Below are 20,424 nucleotides of genomic sequence, written 5' to 3' on the forward strand. Positions count from 1 at the left end.
AGGGCCCCGCGAGCGGCCCCCGGCACTCACCTGCCGGCGGGCCTCGCGGGCAGTGCGCAGTTCTCGAAGATGATGCGCGGCTCCTCGGTGAGCGCCTGGACGGGCGTGGGGTACTTCTCCCGCATGTACGCCGAGGCGATGTTCGCGTCGGTGCCGCCCAGCTTTCGCGCCTGCACCGGGTTCCGGGCGGGGTCCTGACCGGCATTGCCGAACACCGTGCCGTAGCCGTCGCCGCCCTCGAGCAGGAAGCTGGGCATGGCCACGCGGTAGCGGATGGTCGTGTCATCGCGAGGAGGCAGTGCGATGGCCTGTCCCCCCACCGTCAGCGCCCTCACTCGCTCGCCCCTGGGGCGCGAGCAGTCCACGCGCACCGACGTCCCCGCTGACACGTGGAGGAACGCGCCGGAGGGCGAGGCGATGGCCTGCCCCTCCACGTACAGCGCGCCCACGCTGTTCTCCATCATCTCCACCACCTCGCGCTCGGTGAGGTCCACGGTGACGATGAGGTTCTCGAAGAGGATGACCTCGTGGAGCACGCCGTCGGTGAGCGGCCCCTTGCGCAGCGACATGCGCGTGTAGCAGAGGCCCTCGGTGCGCAGGGAGCCGCCGTTGACGACGCCCAGCACGGCGGGCCGCGCGGAGCCGTCCTCGGCATGGAGGAACGCGTCGGCGACCACCTGCGCCAGCGCGTTGTTGTCATGCCGGGTGAAGGGCTTGTCCAACTGCACATCCGCGCCCAGGTAGCCGACGACGGCATCCGGGTCCGAGACGAGCGGCTGGCACGAGTCGTTGTAGGAGATGCACCCGGACAGCGGCGACGCCAGGGCGCACGCGAGGGCGGCGAGGATGGACTTGGGGAGCGGCATCAGAAGTGGGCCCTCACGGTGAGGTAGCCGGACATGCCTTCGCGCGGGAGGCTGTTGGTGACGCGGTCCGGACGGGGCACGTCGTCGCGAAGGTCGTGGTCGAAGACGTTGTGCGCCACCAGCGACACCTCCCAGATATCGGCGATGGGCTCGCTGCGAATCTGCGCGGTGATGAGGCTGTAGGCGGGAATCTTGTAGCGGCGGACCAGCTCCAGCACGGAGCGGCTGTTGTTGCGTCGCTCCGCGCCCGTGCGCACCACCACGTCGAAGTTCACCCACGCGCCAATGGGCATGGACACGCCCGCGTTGAAGCGGGCCTGCGGCGTGTCGGTGAGCAGGCGGGACTGCGACGGCAGCTCCATGTCCTGCGCGCGGGAGATGCTCGCGTTGAACCAGGCGTTGGCGCGCTTGGAGGCCTCCAGGCGGGCCTCGCCTTCGATGCCGTACACGCGCACGCCCAGCTCGCGGTTGCGCAGCGGAACGATGTTGCCGGACGTGTCCACCGGGACGATGGGCGAGTCGAACAGCTCCAGGTACGCGTTGGCGCGCAGCCGCACGCGGGCCTCGCCGGCGGACTGGATGAGGTCGGCGCCCAGCTCGAAGGTGTCCACCGTGGAGGGCTGCAGGCGCGGGTTTCCCTCGAAGCGACCCTGGTTGTAGTCCGTGTCGGGGATGCGCTCGACCAGCTCCTGGAGCGTGGGGGCGCGGAAGGCGCGGCCATACAGGGCCTTGAGCACCAGCGCGTCCGTGGCGGAGAACACCAAGCCCACGCGAGGGTTGATGCTGGGCACGAAGCTGGTGCCGGTGATGGTGCCCGTGCCGTCCACGGTGGGCAGCTGCGTGGCGTCCACGCGCACGCCGAACGTGAGCGTCAGCGGATTGACGACGGTCCACTGGTCCTGCGCGAAGAAGCCCACGATGAGCCGCTTGGACACGGCGCCGTCGGCGAGTCCCAGCAGGTCCGTGAGGCCCTCGGGCGCGGTGAAGCCTTCCGGACGCACGCGCGCGTCCAGCGTGTAGTTGGTCTCGTAGGTGTAGTCGCCCAGCGACTGCTGCTCCACCACCGCGCCCAGCGACAGCCGGTTGTTGGGCGACAGCGCGATATCCGCGTCCACGCCTCCGGTGAGCGAGCGCACGGAGATGCTCGTCCGCTCCCGCAGGCCCTCGGCGAAGAGCTGGTTGGCCTCGGTCCCCGTCCGGAAGTTCGTGGGGGTGATTTGAAAGAGGCGGTCGGTGGACTGCTGATCGAACCCGGCGCGCGCGCGCAGCAGCACCGAGGTGCCGATGGCGCGCTCCCAATGGACGTCCGCCATGAGGACGTTCCACTTCAGCTCGGAGTCCTCGGCCACGGTGTCGAAGAGGCCCATCAACGCGGTGCGGTTCTCGGTGAGGAAGCGCACCGAGGCGCCCAGGCGGCCCGCGTCGCCCATCACATACGTCGCGCCGCCGCCCAGGTTGAGCAGGAAGCGGTCATCGCGCGTCTTGCCGGCGGGGTCCTCCACGTCGCGGAGGCCCTGCGAAATGGCCTCGTCATCCAGGCCGTCGTTGTCGATGACGTTCGAGTCGCCCGACTGGCTCCACACATCCGCGTCCGCGAAGAGGCGCAGGTCGCCGAAGGTCTCTCCGGCCGACGCGTGCCCGTTGACGGTGACGGCCAGGCGGTCGTCCTTCTCCGGGAAGCCGCCCGCGGAGACGGCCGTGCGCACGCCGTCCGAGGTGTCGGTGACGATGTTGACCACGCCCAGGAACGCTCCCGCGCCGTAGAGCGCGGAGCCCGGGCCGCGGATGACCTCGATGCGCTCCAGGTTCTCCACCGGCAGGTTCATCAGCGCCTTGCCGTCGAAGAAGTTGTTGAGGCGGTGGCCGTTGAGCAGGAACAGCACCTCGGCGTCGTTGCGGATGCCGCGCACCGCCGTGCGGTGAAAGCCCTGCACGTCGCGGCTGACGGTAAGGCCGGGCACCACGTCCAGGACGTCGGCGACGGTGCGGGCGCCCAGCGCGCTGATCTGCTCGCGGCCGAACGAGGCGGCGATGGCGGGCACCTTCCGGACCTTCTCCTCGTGACGCGTGGCCAGCGCCAGGGTGTCCTCGGCGCTGTAGAGGGCCATGTCCTCCTCCAGCTCCGAGCGCATCGCCGGGGGGGGCGCGCTCTCGCGCGTCGCGGACGACTCCCGCGAGGAGGACGATTCACGGGTGGCTGCCTCGCGGGACGACTCGCGAGAGGCGACGGGCTCGCGCACGGGCGCATCCCGCGTCGTCGCCGCTTCCCGAGGAGGCGTCTCTCGCGTCGCGCGTGGGGACTCACGCGTCGCGGGCTCGCGCGAGGAGGCCGCCGTATCGCGTGAGGTCGTCGTGCTGCCTCGCGTCGGGGGAGGAGGCTCGCGCGACGGCGGTGGGGTGCGGGTGTCTCGCGACGCGGGCTTCGGAGGAGGAACATCCGAGGGGAGATCCGCGGTCAGGGCCGCCATCGAATCATCGGAGGCGCTGTTCGTGGGCGGAGGAGGCGCCTTGGTGCGCTCGGGCGGCGGCGCCCGGGTGGGGGGCCGCTCGTCAGCGGAGATGGAGACGGGCGGCTCCGAGGGGCCGGGCCGGCTCGCCGTCGCGGAGACCTCGCCGGCCACGAACACGCGGGCGGGCCGAGCGGCCGTCTGGAAGATGGGGATGCGCTCGCCGTCGGCGGTGAGGCCCTCGACGTAGTACTCGACGCCCGGCGGGACCATGTGCTCGGCGGGGATGACGCCGCGGTAGAGGTCGCCGTACTGGCGCTCCATCAGCACGCGGGCGAAGGGCTCGCCTGGGCCGCGGTAGCGGACGTACATCTCCAGGATGCGACTGCCCTCCACGAGCGTGCCATCCAGCCGGAGGGGAAGGTTGGCCTGGGCCTTGGCCGGAGCGGAGTGAAGAAGCGACGGCTCCTCGGCACGGACAGGTACCGCCAGGAAGAGCACGAAGCTGAGGAGGGTCGCGCGCGCGAGTGTGTTCTTCAAGCTGAAGGGGATGGTCCATTGCCCCCCTCCCCGAGTCAAGGAAGGGGGCCCCGAGGCCGCGCGCCGCTGATTTTTTGCCGGGCCTCCAGGGCCGTGCGAGGGATCGCCGCACTCCATGCGCGACTCGCTCGCCCTGCACCTTGCCCTCTTCCGTCGTCAGCGGGCACAAATCGCCCGCGTGGTGGACGGGCAGACAGATGCCTTCCGCTCCTACGAGGCCCGCTATCGGCGGCGTACCGCCAGCTATCGGCGCGTCCTGCCGCTGACCGACGTGCACCAACGCGTGCTCGCCTCGGACGTGGTGTACGTGGGCGACTACCACACGCTGCCCCTGGCGCAGCAGACCTACCTCGAGTTGGTGGAGCGCGCGCTCACCTCGGGCCGCCGCGTCGTGATGGCCCTCGAGTGCATCGAGGGACGTCACCAGGCCTCGGTCGACGCCTGGCGCTCGGGCCGCCTCTCGGAGCGCTCCCTGCTGGCGAAGCTGGGCGGTGACACGGATGGTGCGGGCTTCGGCCCGGGCACTCCGCTGCGCACCCTGCTCGCCTTCGCCCGGCGCCACCGGCTGGAGGTCGTCGGCATCGACCGGCGCGCCCAGGGTGAGCGCTCGCTCGCCCTGAGGGATGCCTACGCCGCGGAGCGCGTCGCCCGGGCGGCCCGTGCCGAGGACCGTCCGCTCGTCCTCGTCCTGGTGGGCCAGTACCACGTCGCGCCGTGTCACCTGCCCGCGCAGGTGGAGCGCGCGCTCGGCGACGACACGCGTCGTGGCCTGGTGGTGTACCAGAACGCGGAGGGCGTCTGGTGGCGGCTGGCCCGGGACGGACGCATGGGCGTGGCCGAAGCGGTGGAGCTGGCCGACGACACCGTGTGCCTGCTCAACGCCTCCCCTGTCGTCTGTCAGCAGAGCTTCCTCGACTATCTGGAGGCCGAGGCCGGCGACTCGCCCTTGATGGACCGGGGTGCGTCGGAGCGCTTCCGGGAGATGGCGGCGTTGATCGGCCGCCTCGCGGGCGTGCCGGTGGTTCGCGCGCTGGAGTCGGTGGAGGTCGCCACGGTGGCGGATGGCGACGTGCTGGCGCGTATCCAGCGACGTGGGCGCTTCACGCAGGCGGAGCTGTCACAGCTGCGCCGCCACATCCTGTCGAGGGAGAGCAGCTACATCCCGCGAGCGCGGACGGCCTACCTGGCTTCGCTGTCACTGAACCACGCCGCGGAGGAGGCCGCGCACTTCGTGCGGCACTGCGCGGTGGGGAGCGCGATGGAGGCGCCGCGCACGGCCTCCGAGGCGTTCTACGCGCGGTGCATGGAGGAAGCGCTGGGCTTCTTCGGCTCCCGCCTGGTGAACCCGCGTCGCACGTGCCTGGGGCTGGCCGAGTGGGCCCGGCGCTTCGGCGAGAGTCGCGGTGTGGAGCGGCAGGTCTCCGCCTTCGTGCTGGCGCACAAGGCCGCGGAGCTGGAGGCGCCCGAAGAGGCGGTGAAGCTGCTGCCCCTGCGCAAGGACCGCCTGTTCCACGGCGTCAGCCACGCGCTGGGCTACCTGCTCGGGGACAAGCTCTACCGCGCCTTCGACGAGGGACGGCTGGCGAAGACGGAGGTCCGCGCCCTGTTCCGGGACCCGTTCGCCAACGCGCGCACCGTGTACTTCACCTGGGCCGAGCGACTGCGGGACTGAGGCTCACGGAGTTCCTGCTTCGGGAGCCTCCGCCTCCGGGGGCTTCGGCGCGGTGGGAGGGAGCGCGAAGGTGCCATCCGGGAGGAGGTCGCGCCTGGACGCGGGGTTGTCTTCCGTGACGACGCTGATGCCGCCATCCGGAAACAGGACGTAGGTCACCGCCGTGTCGACGTGGCCCACCGCCAGCGACGTGAGCTCCGGATAGAGCATCAGCAAGGCCAGCTCCGTCTCCAGGGGTCCCTTGAAGGTCTGGTGCAGGTGCGCATCCATCCGCGAGGCATCCTCGGTGATGGGCGCCACGTCGACCGCGATGACGGTCGGGTGCAGCTTCACCTGCTCGCGCAGCGTCTTGCCATCCGGAGCGAAGCGGAACCGGAAGTCGCCGCCATAGAAGAATCGCTTCGGGTCCCGGGTCCCCTGCAGCGTGTACACGGTGATGTCGCCCGACGCTTCCACGAGGACCACGGGGTTGACGCTGGGCCGACCGAAGGTCTCCACGGTGATGTTCTTCGCCCTCTTCACCGCGCGGGCCATGGGGCTGAAGTCGATGGGGAGCGTGTTCACGGGGATGAGCTCCATCCATTCGGGCTCCTCGTGCGGCGCCTTCAATGCGTAGGCCGGGATGAACTTCCCCGCGTCGTCGACCCGGCCGAAGAGGCCATACCAGGCACCGCCGTGAGGCAGCGTGAGGTGCATCTGCATCCGGGACGGGCTCAGGTCCACGTCCTTGCTCTCCATCAGCACGTCCGTGGCGCGAATGGCGGCGCGCTCCGCCTCGACGATGTAGCGGGCGCGCGCCTGGACCCGGAGCAACTCCGCGTCGTCCACGGGGATTCGCGAGGGCGCGGGAGCCGCGGCATCACCCAGGAACGCGCGCGACGAATGCGCGCCGCAGCCGACGAGTGACACGAACACCACCAGGGACAGCACCAGCCGCATGCGAGACCTCGTGCCGCGAGTCTGCGCGATTCCCCCGGGTCCGTCACGCTGGGCGTGCGGGTCGGCGACACGGTCGCTTGCTCGCGGGTCCCTCGGCTTTAGAGCAGCTGATGCGGCGCAGCCACAGACATCCGCCTCGGCAAGTCGTATCCGCCGGAGCGAGTCCGCGCCGGCTCGCCCATGGCACGGGAAGCCAGCTCGAACACTTGAGGCATGAGCCGGACGTCGCGCGTCCGACTCAGGTCTTGGTGGGCGCGTTGGACTGCACGGCGGCCTTCACCTTCTCGCGAAGAGCACGGACACGCTCGCGGGCCTGGAGGCGCTGGTCCTCGGAGAGCTGACCGCCGGCCGCGTCACGCTGGGCCTTCAGCTCCTCGCGAAGCTGGCGGGCCTCCGTCTTGAACTGGTCCGCCTGCACCTGCGAGAGACGGCCCTCGGATACTGCGCGGTCCAGGCGGTGCTCCATCCTGGCCAGCTTCCGCTCTCCCTTCATTCCCTTGTGGCCATGCCGACCACCGTGGTGACCCTCCTTGCCCTGGGGCGCGGGCGCGGCGGTGTCCTCGGCGAGCACGGGGACAGCGAACAGCAGCGAAGCAGCGACGACGGAACGCAGCAGGAAGCCTTGACGCATGGTGGGACTCTCCAGTCGGTGGAACTGGACGCGAGCGGCACACCCGCTCGCGTCCTCGTTGCCAGGAAGAACCCCGCGCGGACGAGAAGGTTAAATCCACGCCGCCGACCCCAGGTGGGAGCGAGTCCCCTCCCCTACCGCTTGCCCGCCCTCCGTGCAGTCATCACGCCCGCGTGCTCAGGGCGCGCCGGGCTTCACCGCGCGGGTGGCGATGAAGCCGTCGAAGTACTCGGAGAGCTTGTCGCCCGCGATGTGCCGGTCCTCGAAGAGGCCGGCCAGGAGGAAGCCCGCATCCAGCTGCCCACCCAACTGGTCCTGGAGCGAGTGCCCCACGCAGAGGGGCTCGCCCTTGTCGGTGTACCGACGGCGCTCGGCGTCCGTGAGGCTGGTGAAGTCCGAGTACGGCATCTTGTACTTGAGCTGCATCACCCCCTGCTCCTGCAGGTCCGGGTCGAACAGGAAGATGACTGGGTTGCTGATGCCCGACAGGAGCGCACCACCCGGGCGCAGCACGCGGAACGCCTCGCGCCAGACAGGCCGCACGTCGTCCACGAAGACGTTGGAGCACGGGTGGAAGATGAGGTCGAAGCTGCCGTCCTCGAACACGGAGAGGTCCTTCATGTCCCCCTCCACCAACCGCAGCTCCAAGCCCTCGCGCTCCGCCACCTTGCGGTCCTGACCCAACTGCGCGGGCGAGTTGTCCAGCACCGCCACCCGCGCACCCGCCGCCGCCAGCACGGGCGCCTGCTGCCCACCCGCGCCCGCCAGGCACAGCACCCGCTTCCCCGCAACATCACCGAACCACTCGCGCGGCACGGGCTTCGTGGGCGTGAGGACGATGCTCCACTCCCCTCGCCTCGCCGCGGCGATGACCTCCGGCGTCACCGGCACCGTCCACCGGTCTCCCACCGCCACCTGCCGGTCCCACGCCTCGCGGTTGTACTTCCGCACGTCCATCGCCTCAGTCGTCATGCAGCACCCTTCCTTCCATGCCTCCCGCCACGGTGATGACCTCACCCGTCACGTGGCCGGAGATGCGATCCGATGCGAGCGTCACCACCACCCGCGCGACATCCTCGGGCTGCCCCACCTTGCGCAGCGGCATGGTGCGAGTCACCCGCTTCACGAAGCCCTCGCCCTCCAGCTTGGAGCGGTTGCGGTCCACCGCCGTCCAGCCGGGGCACACCACGTTGACGCGGCCCAGCGGGGCGATGCGGCCCAGCTCGTTCTTCAGGCTGCGCACGAAGCCGCTCGCCAGCGCGCCCTTCGCAGCCGCGTAGTCGGAGTGCCCGGCCTCACCGAACAGGCCCGCCGTGGAGCTGATGATGACGATGTTGCCCACGCCCGTGGTGGACACGTGCCGGAGGAACGCGCGGCAGCACAGGAAGACGCTGTCCAGGTTCTCCGCCAGCGTCCGGCGCCAGCGCTCCAACGACATCTGCCAGACGGGCTCATCCGCAGCGGGCCACACGCCCGCGTTGCACACCAGCACGTCCAGCCGGCCCAGCGCGGCCACCGACGCGGGCACGAGGGCATCCACCTCCGCCTCCACCGTCAGGTCCGCGCCCACCGCCGAGCCGCCCACTTCTTGAGCGAGCGCTCGCGCCTGGGCTTCGCGAGTGCGGTAGTGCACCGCCACCTTCGAGCCTTCTTCGGAGAACGCTCGGACGAGCGCGGTGCCGATACCTCCCGCGCCGCCCGTCACCAGGATGCCTTTGCCCCTCAGCTCCGTGTCCATCAGATGGCTCCTCGGAAGACTTCGGGGCCCCGTCGCGCGGGAAACCGGGCAGACGGGTGGCGTCCGGCGGCTGCCGACGCGAGGGGCCCGTTATTGCTGACATGGAAAAGAAGACGCCGACGCGGAAAGGAGCGCGTCGGCGTCGGAGTGCATCAGCTCAGGCGCAGCAGCTTGCGCGCCTGCTCCGGCGTGGCGGGCTCGCGGCCGTGGGCCCGGGCGCGCTTGGCGGCCTCGGCCACCAGCTCCCAGTTGCCCTTCGCGAGCACGCCCTTGGACACGTAGATGTTGTCCTCCAGGCCCACCCGCGCGTTGCCGCCGCGCTTCGCCGCCTCGTCCACGAACGGGAGCTGGTGACGGCCCACCGCGGCCACCGTCCAGGTGCTCCCCTCCGGCAGCGAGGCAATCATGAAGTCCAGCACCTCCGGCCGCGCCTGCAGCGTGCCCGGCACGCCGAGCACGAAGTCGAAGTGCGCCGGCAAGTCCACCAGGCCCTCCTTCGCCAGATAGCGGGCCTCATCGAGCATCCCCACGTCGAAGCACTCCAGCTCCGGCCGGAGACCCAACGCGCGGATGCGCTTCGCGATGTCCCGCACCAGCGGACGCGGGTTCCAGAACACCTCTTCGCCGAAGTTCACCGTGCCCGTGGTGAGCGTGGCCATGTCCGGCCGGTCGTCCCCCGTGAGCGTCAGCGGACCGCAGCGCTGGTCCACCGTCATGCCCACCGCGCCACCGGTGGACGTCTGGATGAGGACATCGGTGCGCTTGCGGATGGCGCGGATGGCGGCCCGGAACAGCTCCGCGTCCTGGGACGGCTTGCCGTCCGCGGTGCGCACGTGCAGGTGCACCATCGCCGCGCCGGCCTCGCGACAGCGCACGGCGTCCTCGGCGATCTCCTCGGCGGTGATGGGCAGGTGCGGCGTCTGCTCGCGCGTCGTCTCCGCGCCCACCATCGCCGCGGTGATGACCATGGGCGTGCTCATCGCTGGCCTCGCTGCTTGTCCTTGGGAACCACGCAGGTGCCCGAAGCCCGGCACACGACGATGGGCTCCGGCAACAGGTCCGCCGCCGAATCGTTCACGTCCGTGCGAGGCCGGATGACCTTGCGGGCCTCGAAGCGCATCTTCCGCGACGTGTTGCCCGCACTGATGATTTCGCCCTCCGCCTCGATGAAGTCCCCCGCGTACACCGGGGCCAGGAACTCCACCGAGTCGTACGCGCGGAACAGCCCCTCATCGCCGTCCGCCCGGATGCACAGCTCCGTGGCCACGTCGCCGAACAGGCCGAGCATCCGCGCCCCGTCCACCAGGTTGCCGCCGTAGTGCGCGTCGTGGCTGCTCATGCGCAGGCGGATGATGGCCTTCGTCCCAGTGCTCACGCCGGCTCTCCCTGGTAGTGCGCGTCCTTCGGCTCCTTGCCTTCCTTCTTCAGGAGCGCGTGGACGATGTAGTTGGCCACGTCGGACGGCTTGGTGCCCGGGCCGAAGCCGGCGTCGAAGCCCAGCTCCAGCGCCAGCTTGTGGTCCACGCGCGGGCCGCCCAGCAGCAGTTGCACCTTGCCGTGGATGCCCGCCGCCTTCGCCGCGTCGATGAAGTGCCTGGAGTTGTCCTTGTGCACGTCGCGCTGCGTGACGACCTGGCTCACCAGGATGGCGTCGGCGTTCTTCGCCAGGGCCTTCTTGATGAGGTCCTCGTTGGGCACCTGGCTGCCCAGGTTGAACGCCTCGAACCCGGGGTAGCGCTCCAGGCCGTAGTCGCCCGCGTAGCCCTTCATGTTCAGGATGGCGTCGATTCCCACCGTGTGCGTGTCCGTGCCCGTGCACGCGCCGAACACGACGATGCGACGGCCGACCTTCTCCTTGATGAAGGCGTTGAGGTCATCGAAGGACATCTTCTTCACGATGACTTCCGGCACGTCGATTTCGGCGTAGTCCAGGTACATGCCCGAGCGGGCGTACACGATGAAGAACGTGTAGTTGTCGGCGGCGCGCTCGGCGGCGGCGACCTTGACGTCGGAGAACCCCATCTTCTTCGTGAAGACGGCGGCGGCCTCCTTGGCCTTCTCCGACAGGGGCACCGGCAGGGTGAACGAAATCTGCACCACGCCGTCGTCCCGCCGGTCTCCGTAGGGACGGATGATCTGCTTGCTGGGCTTCACCATCGGCTCATTTCCCCATGCCCCGCTGAATCTTCACGCTGGTGCCCACCTTGTCGGCCAGCGCGGCGAAGCGGTCCTTCTTGCGCTGCTCCATGTGGAAGACGACGGACCACGTCGTGCGTCCGTCGCAGCCGACGTACGTCACCGTGTCCACCACTCCGCCGTTCGTCGAGTTGTCCGAGTCCAGCCGCTTGGCCGCCGGCTGCCCGCCCACCGTAAGGCGCTCCCAGTTGGCGCCGCCGATGCCGGCGACAATCTTGTCCACGCAGACCTTGGCCTTCATGCCCGCCGTCTGCACCGAGCCCACGTCCACCAGGAAGTACGCGTCGCCGCTGGGCGCGGTGAACTTCATCGTCCCTTCCTCGGTGGAGCGGCTCCACGCGGCGGGCACCTGCACGCCCACGTTCTTCACCTGGAACTGCGCCAGCGCGTCCGCCGAGCCGCCCGCGGCCATCACCACGGTCAGGATGGTACCGAGCATCATGTTGCCTCCAGGATTTCCAGGAACGGGTTGAAGTAATCGGGAGCCTTCTCCATCACGCCATCCAGCCCCTTGCCGCCGGTCTCCTCGCGCTTCACGTCGCCGAAGTGACCCTTGCCAATGGCCGCCACCATGCCTTCGTCGCGGCACTCCTGGAGCAGCTTCATCGCCTGGCCGAACACGTCGCGGGCCCGGTTGGCGATCTTCCCGTCCTCGCGAACGGTGAACTCCTCGTCGATGCCCCGCGCCGCGCGGTGGATGTAGTTGGCGGACTTGAGCGCCACGAACCGGTCCGCGAGCAGCGGCGTGTGCATGGCCTCCGTCATCATGCCGAGCAGCTGGATGCCCTGCTTCGTCCAGATGGCCACCAGGTCCGCCATCACGTCGTACGCGTGGCTGAAGAAGATGTCCGTCTCCTTGTGCTTGGTGGGCGGCATGTACTTCAGCGGCGCATCCGGGAAGCAGCGGCGCACCAGCATCGCCTGTGACAGCTCCAGGAGGAGCGTGTCGTCGCGGTACGGGTCGATCTCGTACGAGTGGCCGATGCCCAGCTGCCAGTCCTTGAGGCCCGCGCGCTTGGCGAAGCACTCGTTGATGAACTGGCTGGCGATGACGGTGTGGGCCGCGTCGTACGCGTCCGCCGTGGTGATGTAGTTGTCCTCGCCGGTGTTGATGATGATGCCGGCGAGCGCGCAGATGCGGCGGCTGAAGTACTGGTCGATGAACGTGCGACGCATGTTGATGTCACGGAAGAGGATTCCGTACATCGCGTCGTTGAGCAGCATGTCCAGCTTCTCGTAGGCCGCGCAGAAGGCGATCTCCGACATGCACAGGCCGGACGAGTAGTTGGTGAGCTGGATGTAGCGCTTGAGCTTGATGCTCTCCTCGTCCAGGGCCTCGCGCATGATGCGGAAGTTCTCCTGGGTGGCGTACGTGCCGCCGTAGCCCTCCGTCGTCGCGCCGTGAGGCACGTAGTCCAACAGGGACTGCGCGGTGGAGCGGATGACGGCGATGACGTCCGCGCCCGCCTGGGCCGCGGCCCGGGCCTGGTCCACGTCGTCGTAGATGTTGCCGGTGGCGACGATGACGTACTTGTGCGGCGCCGGCGACATGGGGAACTGCTGGCGGAGCGCGTCGCGAGCGGCGAGGCGGGACTTCATGTCCTCCAGCGCGGAGCGGGCTTCCGCGCGGACCTCGGCGCGGAGGTTCTGTTCGACCTCCGGGGACAGCGGACCCAGCTTGTCCGTCGGCAACGCCGTCAGCCGCTCCACGGCCTCCAGCGGGCTCTTGGCGCCCAGATGGAGGGCCCGGCCATACCAATAGGCGGCGCCCCGGTTGAGCACCCCGGCGGCCTTGAGCTTGTCGACCATCAGGTTGGCGAGCGGCACTCCCCGCGCGCCCGCCCCGGAGATTCCGAAGAAGCGCAACACGGTGCGCTCAATCGATACAGTGGTGTTACGGCGGATGAGGTCGAAGATCGGGTTGACGATCTCCTCCGCCAGAGTGCGCGCATGCGCAATCTGCGCGTCGTCAATGAACGGGCCTGGCATGGGCGCACCTTACCCGCCCGAACGCCTACAGGAAGCGCCGAAGCATACCCGAACGCGCTGCCGCGCCGCATTATCGGTTGGAAGTCGACCGCACCGAAAAAACGGTGATCCACGCCACCGAGCCAGCGGTGTTTTCACCGATATACCGGTGAGCGCCTCGCCTCACTGCGCGACAACCTCTTGGAGTTATTGGATTCCAAGGAACGGCACGGCGCGTGCTGTGGAGCGGTCCGCCTCATCCCCCGAGAGGACGCTTCGCATGAAAACCCGTTCCCTGTTGCTGACGGCCGCGCTGTTCACTGTTCCGGCCTTCGCAGCCAATCCGCCGCCCCTCACCACGGACACCGGTGCCGCCGTGGGCACCAACCAGAGCTCCAAGACGGCCGGCCCGCGCGGCGGCATCCTGCTGGAGGACTTCCACCTCATCGAGAAGCTGGCCCGGTTCGACCGTGAGCGCATTCCCGAGCGCGTCGTCCACGCGCGTGGCACGGGTGCCTACGGTGTCTTCGAGAGCTACGGCAACTTCTCCAACCTCACTCGCGCGTCGGTCTTCTCCAGCAAGGGGAAGAAGACGCCCCTGTTCGTGCGCTTCTCCACCGTCATCCATCCGTCCGGCTCGCCGGAGACGCTGAGAGACCCTCGCGGCTTCGCACTCAAGTTCTACACGGACGACGGCAACTGGGACCTGGTGGGCAACAACCTGCCCATCTTCTTCATCCGCGACGCCATCAAGTTCCCGGACATGGTGCACTCGCTCAAGCCGTCGCCCATCAACAACAAGCAGGACCCGAACCGCTTCTTCGACTTCTTCTCCCACATCCCCGAGTCCACGCACATGCTGACGCAGGTGTACTCGGACATCGGAATCCCGGCGAACTACCGCCAGATGAACGGGCACGGCGTCCACGCCTTCAAGTTCGTCAACGCCAAGGGCGAGTACCGCTACGTCAAGTTCAACTGGGCCTCGCAGCAGGGCGTCAAGAGCCTGACCTCCGAGGAGGCCGCGCGCACCGCGGGCGAGGACCACCAGCACGCGACGACGGACCTGTATGCGTCCATTGGCGCGGGCAAGTTCCCCGCGTGGGAGCTGTCCGCGCAGGTGCTGGACCCCAAGGACCTGGACAGCTTCGCGTTCAACCCGTTGGACCCGACGAAGATCTGGCCGGAGGACAAGGTGCCCTCCATCAAGCTGGGCAAGTTCGTCCTCAACAAGATGCCGGACAACTTCTTCGAGGAGACCGAGCAGGCCGCGTTCTCCCCCGGTGTGCAGCCCTCCGGAATCGAACCCTCCGAGGACCGCCTCCTTCAGGGCCGGCTCTTCTCCTACGCGGACACGCAGCGCTACCGCGTGGGCGCCAACTACCAGTCCCTGCCCATCAACCGCTCGCGCGGCTCGGTGAACAACAACAACCAGGCCGGCAGCATGAACATCGCCAACACGAAGTCGGACGTGAACTACGAGCCGAGCATCGCCCGTGAGTCGCAGGAGGCCCCCGCCCACCTCTTCTCGCGCGCCGCGCTGTCCGGCACCACGCAGCAGCAGCCCATCGAGAAGACGGACAACTTCTCGCAGGCGGGCGCCTTCTACGTGGCGCTCGACGCCGCCGCGAAGGACCGGCTGGTGAAGAACCTGGCCGCGGACCTGCGCCAGGTGCGTGACGCCCGCGTCAAGGCGCGCATGGTCGGCCACTTCTTCGTCGCCAACGAGGAGTACGGCACGAAGCTGGCCAACGCGGTGGGCGTGAAGGTGGACGACGCCAAGGCCGCCGTGGCCCCGCTCGCCGCGCGCTGACGCTCGCAGGGCTTCACCCGGGTCCCGGCGCCAGCGTGTCGCCGGGGCCCTCCCTTCACGAGAAGACCGGGGCATGGGCGGACTCGCGGCCCGTGCCCCAGTCTTCTTCCGCTGACTTCGTCTGGAGGACGACCATGTTTCGCAAGCTGCTGCTCGGAGCCCTCGGCCTGCTGGTGCTGGTGTGCGCGGTGCTGACCGCCACCTGGTTCTCCCTGCGCGCCGAGCCCGCGCCCCAGGGTCGCCTGCTGGCCACGAGCGAGGCGGAGAACTACCTGCTCGCCGCCGCGCGGGTCGGTGACACGGAGCTCGTCACCGGACTGCTCAAGGCCGGCACGCCCGTGGAGGCACGCGACTCAAGAGGCTTCTCGCCGCTCATCCTCGCAGCGTACCACGGCCACCTGGACACCGTGCGCGCGCTGCTCGCCGCGGGCGCGGATGCCTGCGCGGGAGACAAGCGCGGCAACACCGCCCTGATGGGCGCGGCCTTCAAGGGCTACGGAGACGTCGTCACGCTGCTGAACCAGCAGCCGTGCGCCGTGGACCAGGCCAACAGCCTGGGCCAGACGGCGCTGATGTTCGCGTCGCTCTTCGGACGGAAGGAGGTCGTCGACCAGCTCCGCGAGAAGGGCGCATCACCCGAGGCACGTGATGCGAGCGGCCGGAGCGTCGACGACTGGGCGCGCACCCAGACCGAGCCCCAGGCCCCCGTCGCTCCCGCGCCCGTGGCCCCGAGCGACTCCTCCGCCGCGAGGTAGCGCGACGGAAGCGCCCGCTTCGCTCAGACGTACCGCGTGGCGAAGAGCTGGAGCAGCGCGGGCTCCGTGCGCAGCAGCGCCAGTGTCAACGAGGCGTGGCCGGGCACGTAGCCGTTGCCCACCAGCATGGTGACGTCCTTGCCCACGCCCTCGGCGCCGAGCGCCGCCGTGGTGAAGCTGGTGGCCATGGAGAAGAAGATGGCCGTGCCGCCGTCCTTCACCGAGAGGATGGTGGCCATCTCCGTGTTGCCCACGCTGGCGCAGTTCACCACCAGGTCGCAGAGCTGCCCGTCCGTGGCCTGACTCACCGCCTCCATCACGTCCACGCCCTGGGTGGCATCCACCTTCAGCGCCACGTCACACAGGCCAATGGCCGACAGCATGTCCAGCGCGGGCTGCGACACGTCCAGCGCGATGAGCTTGCCCCGGCTCTCCAGGTTGCGCCGCGCCTGCGCCAGACACAGCGCCCCGCTCTTGCCCGCGCCCAGCACCGCCACCGTCATGCCCGGACGCACGTGCCGAGCCACCAGCGCGGGCGCGCCACACACGTCCAGTGCCGCCAGCGCCAGCGTGTCCGGCATGTCCGACGGGAGCTTCGCGAAGATGCCGCTGGCGAACAGCAGCGCGTGCCCTCGGATGTCCACCCGGTCGATGTCCGCGTGCACGGCCTTCACCTCGTCAATCACCAGCGGCGTCAGCGTCAGGCTGACCAGCGTGGCGATGCGGTCTCCCACATGGAGCTGGCCCTTCGCCGGGTGCTTCGCGCCAATCTCCTTCACCCGGCCAATCAGCATGCCGCCCGAGCCCGTGACGGGGTTCTGCATCTTCCCCCGCTCCCGGACAATCTCCTGGATGCGCTCGCCGATGCGCGTGGCGTCGCCGCCGACCTCGCCCTTGATCTGCTTGAAGGACGCCGCGTCGATGTTGAGGCTCTCCACGTCGATGAGCACCTCCGAGTCGCGGCACGGCAGCGAGGGGTCCAGCTTCCGCGCACGCTGCGGCAGCACGCCCTTCTCTCCGACGACGCGAGACAGCCCGTAGAGGTCGTTGCTCATGTTCCCATCTCCCTGAAGGTCATCCACGCCCGCCACCCAAGCCACCGTGGCGCGTGGGCGCTCAGCCTCTATCCGCTCCCCCGGGGGCATGGCCAGCGCCACGTCACGCTTCCGGGGGATGACGTCACGCGGCAATCAGTCCCGGGCCCCCATGTCCGCCTTGGGGGCCACCCTGGACCGACGCCGCGTCCTCTTCACTACTCCTGTGAGAGCTTCGGCAGCAGCACCGACAGCGAGCGCTCGAAGCGATAGCTCACGCCGGAGTGGCCGTCCTCGAACTCCTCGTGCACCAGCTCCACGCCGGCGTTCTTGAGGTCGTCCGCCAGCATGCGCGTGCCCCAGCGCAGGTTGAACTCGTCGCGGGTGCCACAGTCCAGATAGACCGTCTTGAGCTTCTTGTAGGCATCCAGGAACTTGGGCACGAAGCGCACCGGGTCCTGCACCAGCCAGCGGTTCCACACGTCGAGCTTCAGCCGGCCCGTCTGCGCGTCGAAGGGCAGCTCCAGGTTGAGCGGCTCGCCCTTCTTCGGCGAGTACGCCGCCGCCATCGCCAGCGTGTTCACCACCGGGAAGTCATCGCCGCGCATCTTCGTCTCGCGCACGCGCTGGCGGAACTCACCCTGCCAGGCTTCGATGCCACCCGCCTTCAACAGCACGCTCGCCGCCTTCGGCAGGTCCGGCAGGTAGCAGTACTCGAAATACGAGTCCGCCGAGTGCGCGCCCAGGTGCGAGAAGATTTCGGGGTGGTAGCGGCCCATCACCAGCGCGCCGTACCCGCCCGAGCTGTGTCCCAGCACCGCTCGCGACGCCGCCTTGGGCAGCGTGCGGAAGGAGCGGTCCACGAAGCCGACGATGTCCTTGGCCAGGTAGTCCCGGTAACGGCCGATGGCGTCACTGTTGATCCACTGGCTGCCGCCCAGGGACGTCCAGCCGTCGGGGAACACGCCGATGACGGGCGGCACCGCGCCGGACTCGATGAGCGCGTCCAGTCGCTCCGGCACGGAGGGCGCGAAGCCCGAGGCGTTCGTCCAGCTTCCTCCGCCGCTGCCGAACGCGTGCAGGAAGTACACGGCCGGAAAGCGACGGTCTCCCTCGCCATGGCCCGGCGGCAGGTACACGGTGAGCCGGCGTCGGGCCGGGTCGCCCAACGGATTGGACTCCAACGCGGGCGACTGCACCTCGCGCGTTTCCAACAACCCTTTCATCCGAGTCTCCCCTCTCCGTGCCCCGCTACGCGCGCGAGCCCGGGTTCTTGCCGAAGATCTTCATCACGGCTTGCAGGTCCTCCCACGCCTTGCGCTTCTCCGCCGGATTGCGGAGCAGGTACGCGGGGTGGAAGGTGGGCATCAGCTGAATGCCCTCATAAACGCGCCAGGCACCCCTCATTCGGGTGATGGGCGTGGAATCGCGCAGCAACGTCTGCGTGGCGAACTTGCCCAGCGCCACGACGACCTTGGGCTGGATGGCCGCGAGCTGCGCCCGGAGGAATGGCTCGCATGCGGCAATCTCGTCCGGCTCCGGATTGCGGTTGCCCGGAGGCCGGCACTTCACGACGTTGCAGATGTAGATGTCGTCGCGACGGAACCCCATCGCCTCGATCATCTTCGTCAGGAGGTCACCCGCGGCGCCCACGAAGGGGACACCCTGCAGGTCCTCGTTCTCACCGGGTCCCTCGCCCACGAAGACCAGCTCCGCGCGCGGGTTGCCCGTGCCGAACACGATGTTCTTGCGCCCCGTGCACAGCTTGCAGCGCTGGCAGTCCCCCAGCTCGCGACGCACCTGGTCCAGCGTCGGCCGCTCGCCGTCCACACTGCCCGGCAACGCGGTGGCTCCGCTCGGAGACGACCGGGGCACGTCGAGCAACATTCCGGCGGCGACGGGAGCGGCGGGCCGGGCCAGCGGCGCGCGCGTCGCCACGGGCGCTTCGGTGGAGGGACGAGCCATCGGCCCCGAAGGCGTCGCGCGGCTCGAATCGAGAGGTCCCGACGGAGGGCCCGCGCGGCGCTCGGCCAGCGGAGGTGCGCCGACAGGAGTCGTCGCGGGAGGCGCCTGCGTGAGCGCGGGGCGCCGCTCGGGCAGCGAGGCTGGAGGCGTCGTCGCGGGTGGCGACTGCGAGGAGTCGGGGCGGCGGTCGGCCATGGGCGGCGTCGCGCTCTGCGGGGGGCCAGGTCGGCGCTCGGGTGAAGCCGCCGTGGGCTCGGCCGCGCCGCCAGGCCGAACGAACCGCGAGCGCAAGGATGGGGCAAGACGCTGGAGCTCGGCCGCCGCCTTCGCGTCGATCATCAGCATCCGACCCGCACCGTCCTCCTGCCAGAGCAGGTGACGGCGGACATCCTCGAGCACGGCGCTCAGTTCCTGCGAGACATCGGGCGAGTCGTCGTTCACGGTGCTGGATCGGTATCGGACGGCGAGACCAAGCGCAAGGAAGCGGTCGTCGGTGGGGTCCGGACGCCCATCCCCACGGTGAGCCCACCCGCCCCCACCGGGTCAAATGTCATGACGCGGCCCGCACATCGCGTCACAGCCCTGTCGCGCGGGGATTCCAACCGGACGGACGGGCTTTGCCCAGGCTCAGCCGTTCGCGGGGGGGCGCTCCGGCAGCAACAGCTCCAGGATGCCCCGAGCCACCGCGTCCTTGGTCCCCTGGAGCTCCCTGGGCGAGCCAGCGCGCGTCAACACCGTCACCCGGTTGGTGTCGGTGCCAAACCCCGCGCCGGGCGCCGTGACGTCGTTGGCGACAATCGCGTCCAGTCCCTTGCGCTCCAGCTTCTCGCGTGCGTGCTCCAGCACCCGCTCCGTCTCCGCGGCGAAGCCCACGAGCAGCGGGCGACGGGCCTGTCCCGACACCTTCTTGGAGGCCTCCGCCAGCACATCCGGCGTGCGCACGAGCTTCAGCGTCTCCGGCCCGGAGACCGCGCCCTTCTTCACCTTCTGCGCGGCCCGCGACTCCGGGCGCCAGTCGCTCACCGCCGCCGTGGCGATGAACACGTCGACGTCCCCCACCCGCCCCAGGACTTCGCGCGCCATCTCCTCCGCGGACACGACGTCCACCACCTCCAGGCCCGTGCGGTCCACCGAGCCCACCGGGCCCAGCACCACCGTCACGGTGGCCCCCAGCGCACGCGCCGCCTGCGCCAGCGCCAGTCCCATCTTCCCCGTGGAGGGGTTGGAGATGAACCGCACCGGATCCAGGAACTCGCGCGTGGGGCCCGCCGTCAGCAACACCCGCTTGCCCGCCAGCGGCCCCGGGGCGAAGCGCGCGGCCACTCCCGCGACGATGGCCGGCACGTCCGCCAGCCGCCCCTCGCCCACGTCACCGCAGGCCAGCAGCCCCGCGCCAGGACCGACGAAGGTGAAGCGCGCGTGCGCCATCAACGCCGCCACGTTCTCCTGCGTCATCGCGTTGTCCCACATCGCCACGTTCATCGCCGGGGCCAGCACCACGGGCCCCCGGAAGGCCAGCAGCGACGTCGTCACCGCGTCGTTCGCCATGCCCACGCGCACCCGCGCCAGCAGGTCCGCCGTGGCGGGGGCCACCACGAAGGCCTCCGCCCAGCGCGCCAGGTCCAGGTGCCCGAAGTTCCCCTCCTGTGAGGGGTCGAAGTAATCGGTGAGCACCGGATGCCCGCTGAGCGCCTGGAAGGTCAGCGGGGTGACGAACTGGCGAGCGGACTCCGTCATGGCCACCCGCACCTCCGCGCCCGCCCGCCCCAGCTCGCGCACCAGCTCGCAGGCCTTGTACGCGGCGATGCCACCGGCGACGCCGACCACGATGCGACGGCCCTTCAGTGCCGATACGTCCAT

18 protein-coding genes are annotated in these 20,424 nt (G+C 69.6%); 3 read left to right on the forward strand and 15 right to left on the reverse strand.

Annotation, left to right across the window (positions count from 1 at the left end):
• Window positions 1–26: 26 nt before the first annotated feature.
• Both LZ199_RS15695 and LZ199_RS15700 read right to left on the reverse strand, forming a co-directional pair.
• A complete protein-coding gene (locus LZ199_RS15695; RefSeq protein ID WP_253994492.1) occupies window positions 27–866 on the reverse strand; it encodes a 5'-nucleotidase C-terminal domain-containing protein in 840 nt (279 codons plus the stop codon).
• Entirely contained in the window at window positions 866–3,853 is a 2,988-nt protein-coding gene (locus LZ199_RS15700) for a TonB-dependent receptor plug domain-containing protein (RefSeq protein ID WP_253994493.1), read from the reverse strand. The genes LZ199_RS15695 and LZ199_RS15700 overlap by 1 nt, the downstream gene beginning before the upstream one ends.
• 115 nt (window positions 3,854–3,968) lie before the next feature.
• On the opposite strand from LZ199_RS15700, the gene LZ199_RS15705 reads away from it, so the two are divergent.
• A complete protein-coding gene (locus LZ199_RS15705; protein WP_253994494.1) occupies window positions 3,969–5,525 on the forward strand; it encodes a ChaN family lipoprotein in 1,557 nt (518 codons plus the stop codon).
• A gap of 3 nt (window positions 5,526–5,528) precedes the next feature.
• On the opposite strand, the gene LZ199_RS15710 is transcribed toward LZ199_RS15705, so the two are convergent.
• The 9 genes from LZ199_RS15710 to kamD form a co-directional block, all read right to left on the reverse strand.
• Window positions 5,529–6,464 carry a hypothetical protein gene (locus LZ199_RS15710; protein WP_253994495.1) on the reverse strand — a complete coding sequence of 312 codons (936 nt, stop codon included), beginning with the start codon at window positions 6,462–6,464 and terminating at the stop codon, window positions 5,529–5,531.
• Between the two features lie 238 nt (window positions 6,465–6,702).
• Window positions 6,703–7,095 (reverse strand): hypothetical protein, encoded by a 393-nt coding sequence (locus LZ199_RS15715; RefSeq protein ID WP_253994496.1) that lies wholly within the window; start codon window positions 7,093–7,095, stop codon window positions 6,703–6,705.
• Window positions 7,096–7,272: 177 nt separating this feature from the next.
• On the reverse strand, window positions 7,273–8,067 hold the full coding sequence (locus LZ199_RS15720; protein ID WP_253994497.1) for a class I SAM-dependent methyltransferase: 795 nt from the start codon (window positions 8,065–8,067) through the stop codon (window positions 7,273–7,275).
• Window positions 8,057–8,833 carry an SDR family NAD(P)-dependent oxidoreductase gene (locus LZ199_RS15725; RefSeq protein WP_253994498.1) on the reverse strand — a complete coding sequence of 259 codons (777 nt, stop codon included), beginning with the start codon at window positions 8,831–8,833 and terminating at the stop codon, window positions 8,057–8,059. Before LZ199_RS15725 ends, LZ199_RS15720 begins: the two co-directional genes overlap by 11 nt.
• A 152-nt stretch (window positions 8,834–8,985) precedes the next feature.
• Window positions 8,986–9,813 (reverse strand): 3-keto-5-aminohexanoate cleavage enzyme, encoded by an 828-nt coding sequence (gene kce, locus LZ199_RS15730; RefSeq protein ID WP_253994499.1) that lies wholly within the window; start codon window positions 9,811–9,813, stop codon window positions 8,986–8,988.
• Window positions 9,810–10,208 carry a 3-aminobutyryl-CoA ammonia lyase gene (gene kal / locus LZ199_RS15735; protein ID WP_205522603.1) on the reverse strand — a complete coding sequence of 133 codons (399 nt, stop codon included), beginning with the start codon at window positions 10,206–10,208 and terminating at the stop codon, window positions 9,810–9,812. The genes kce and kal overlap by 4 nt, the downstream gene beginning before the upstream one ends.
• Window positions 10,205–10,990, reverse strand: a complete 786-nt coding sequence (gene kamE / locus LZ199_RS15740) for a lysine 5,6-aminomutase subunit beta (RefSeq protein WP_253994500.1) — start codon at window positions 10,988–10,990, stop codon at window positions 10,205–10,207. Before kamE ends, kal begins: the two co-directional genes overlap by 4 nt.
• A 4-nt stretch (window positions 10,991–10,994) precedes the next feature.
• A complete protein-coding gene (locus LZ199_RS15745) occupies window positions 10,995–11,471 on the reverse strand; it encodes a hypothetical protein (RefSeq protein WP_253994501.1) in 477 nt (158 codons plus the stop codon).
• Window positions 11,468–13,018: a lysine 5,6-aminomutase subunit alpha gene (gene kamD, locus LZ199_RS15750; RefSeq protein WP_253994502.1), complete on the reverse strand. Its 1,551-nt coding sequence runs from the start codon at window positions 13,016–13,018 to the stop codon at window positions 11,468–11,470. The genes LZ199_RS15745 and kamD overlap by 4 nt, the downstream gene beginning before the upstream one ends.
• A gap of 259 nt (window positions 13,019–13,277) precedes the next feature.
• On the opposite strand from kamD, the gene LZ199_RS15755 reads away from it, so the two are divergent.
• Complete coding sequence (locus LZ199_RS15755; RefSeq protein WP_253994503.1) at window positions 13,278–14,810, forward strand: catalase; 1,533 nt, start codon at window positions 13,278–13,280, stop codon at window positions 14,808–14,810.
• A 134-nt stretch (window positions 14,811–14,944) separates the two neighbouring features.
• Window positions 14,945–15,565 carry an ankyrin repeat domain-containing protein gene (locus LZ199_RS15760; RefSeq protein WP_253994504.1) on the forward strand — a complete coding sequence of 207 codons (621 nt, stop codon included), beginning with the start codon at window positions 14,945–14,947 and terminating at the stop codon, window positions 15,563–15,565.
• 23 nt (window positions 15,566–15,588) lie between these two features.
• Here the strand turns inward: LZ199_RS15760 and kdd are convergent, their stop codons facing one another.
• The 4 genes from kdd to coaBC form a co-directional block, all read right to left on the reverse strand.
• On the reverse strand, window positions 15,589–16,620 hold the full coding sequence (gene kdd, locus LZ199_RS15765) for an L-erythro-3,5-diaminohexanoate dehydrogenase (protein ID WP_253994505.1): 1,032 nt from the start codon (window positions 16,618–16,620) through the stop codon (window positions 15,589–15,591).
• 197 nt (window positions 16,621–16,817) lie between these two features.
• Window positions 16,818–17,825 carry an alpha/beta hydrolase gene (locus tag LZ199_RS15770; RefSeq protein WP_253994506.1) on the reverse strand — a complete coding sequence of 336 codons (1,008 nt, stop codon included), beginning with the start codon at window positions 17,823–17,825 and terminating at the stop codon, window positions 16,818–16,820.
• Between the two features lie 25 nt (window positions 17,826–17,850).
• Window positions 17,851–19,005 carry a uracil-DNA glycosylase family protein gene (locus LZ199_RS15775; protein WP_253994507.1) on the reverse strand — a complete coding sequence of 385 codons (1,155 nt, stop codon included), beginning with the start codon at window positions 19,003–19,005 and terminating at the stop codon, window positions 17,851–17,853.
• A 186-nt stretch (window positions 19,006–19,191) separates the two neighbouring features.
• Complete coding sequence (gene coaBC, locus LZ199_RS15780; RefSeq protein WP_253994508.1) at window positions 19,192–20,424, reverse strand: bifunctional phosphopantothenoylcysteine decarboxylase/phosphopantothenate--cysteine ligase CoaBC; 1,233 nt, start codon at window positions 20,422–20,424, stop codon at window positions 19,192–19,194.

The sequence above is a fragment of the Myxococcus qinghaiensis genome (assembly GCF_024198215.1).
Classification (GTDB): domain Bacteria; phylum Myxococcota; class Myxococcia; order Myxococcales; family Myxococcaceae; genus Myxococcus; species Myxococcus qinghaiensis.

What these genes read in the sequence shown, in the direction of transcription:
- LZ199_RS15725 (WP_253994498.1), bottom strand. Translation starts at nt 8,833, where the DNA reads ATGGACACGGAGCTGAGGGGCAAAGGCATCCTGGTGACGGGCGGCGCG.
- LZ199_RS15770 (WP_253994506.1), bottom strand. Translation starts at nt 17,825, where the DNA reads ATGAAAGGGTTGTTGGAAACGCGCGAGGTGCAGTCGCCCGCGTTGGAG.
- LZ199_RS15695 (WP_253994492.1), bottom strand. Translation starts at nt 866, where the DNA reads ATGCCGCTCCCCAAGTCCATCCTCGCCGCCCTCGCGTGCGCCCTGGCG.
- LZ199_RS15755 (WP_253994503.1), top strand. Translation starts at nt 13,278, where the DNA reads ATGAAAACCCGTTCCCTGTTGCTGACGGCCGCGCTGTTCACTGTTCCG.
- LZ199_RS15710 (WP_253994495.1), bottom strand. Translation starts at nt 6,464, where the DNA reads ATGCGGCTGGTGCTGTCCCTGGTGGTGTTCGTGTCACTCGTCGGCTGC.
- kamE (WP_253994500.1), bottom strand. Translation starts at nt 10,990, where the DNA reads ATGGTGAAGCCCAGCAAGCAGATCATCCGTCCCTACGGAGACCGGCGG.
- LZ199_RS15720 (WP_253994497.1), bottom strand. Translation starts at nt 8,067, where the DNA reads ATGACGACTGAGGCGATGGACGTGCGGAAGTACAACCGCGAGGCGTGG.
- LZ199_RS15715 (WP_253994496.1), bottom strand. Translation starts at nt 7,095, where the DNA reads ATGCGTCAAGGCTTCCTGCTGCGTTCCGTCGTCGCTGCTTCGCTGCTG.
- coaBC (WP_253994508.1), bottom strand. Translation starts at nt 20,424, where the DNA reads ATGGACGTATCGGCACTGAAGGGCCGTCGCATCGTGGTCGGCGTCGCC.
- kdd (WP_253994505.1), bottom strand. Translation starts at nt 16,620, where the DNA reads ATGAGCAACGACCTCTACGGGCTGTCTCGCGTCGTCGGAGAGAAGGGC.
- LZ199_RS15705 (WP_253994494.1), top strand. Translation starts at nt 3,969, where the DNA reads ATGCGCGACTCGCTCGCCCTGCACCTTGCCCTCTTCCGTCGTCAGCGG.
- kce (WP_253994499.1), bottom strand. Translation starts at nt 9,813, where the DNA reads ATGAGCACGCCCATGGTCATCACCGCGGCGATGGTGGGCGCGGAGACG.
- LZ199_RS15745 (WP_253994501.1), bottom strand. Translation starts at nt 11,471, where the DNA reads ATGATGCTCGGTACCATCCTGACCGTGGTGATGGCCGCGGGCGGCTCG.
- LZ199_RS15760 (WP_253994504.1), top strand. Translation starts at nt 14,945, where the DNA reads ATGTTTCGCAAGCTGCTGCTCGGAGCCCTCGGCCTGCTGGTGCTGGTG.
- kamD (WP_253994502.1), bottom strand. Translation starts at nt 13,018, where the DNA reads ATGCCAGGCCCGTTCATTGACGACGCGCAGATTGCGCATGCGCGCACT.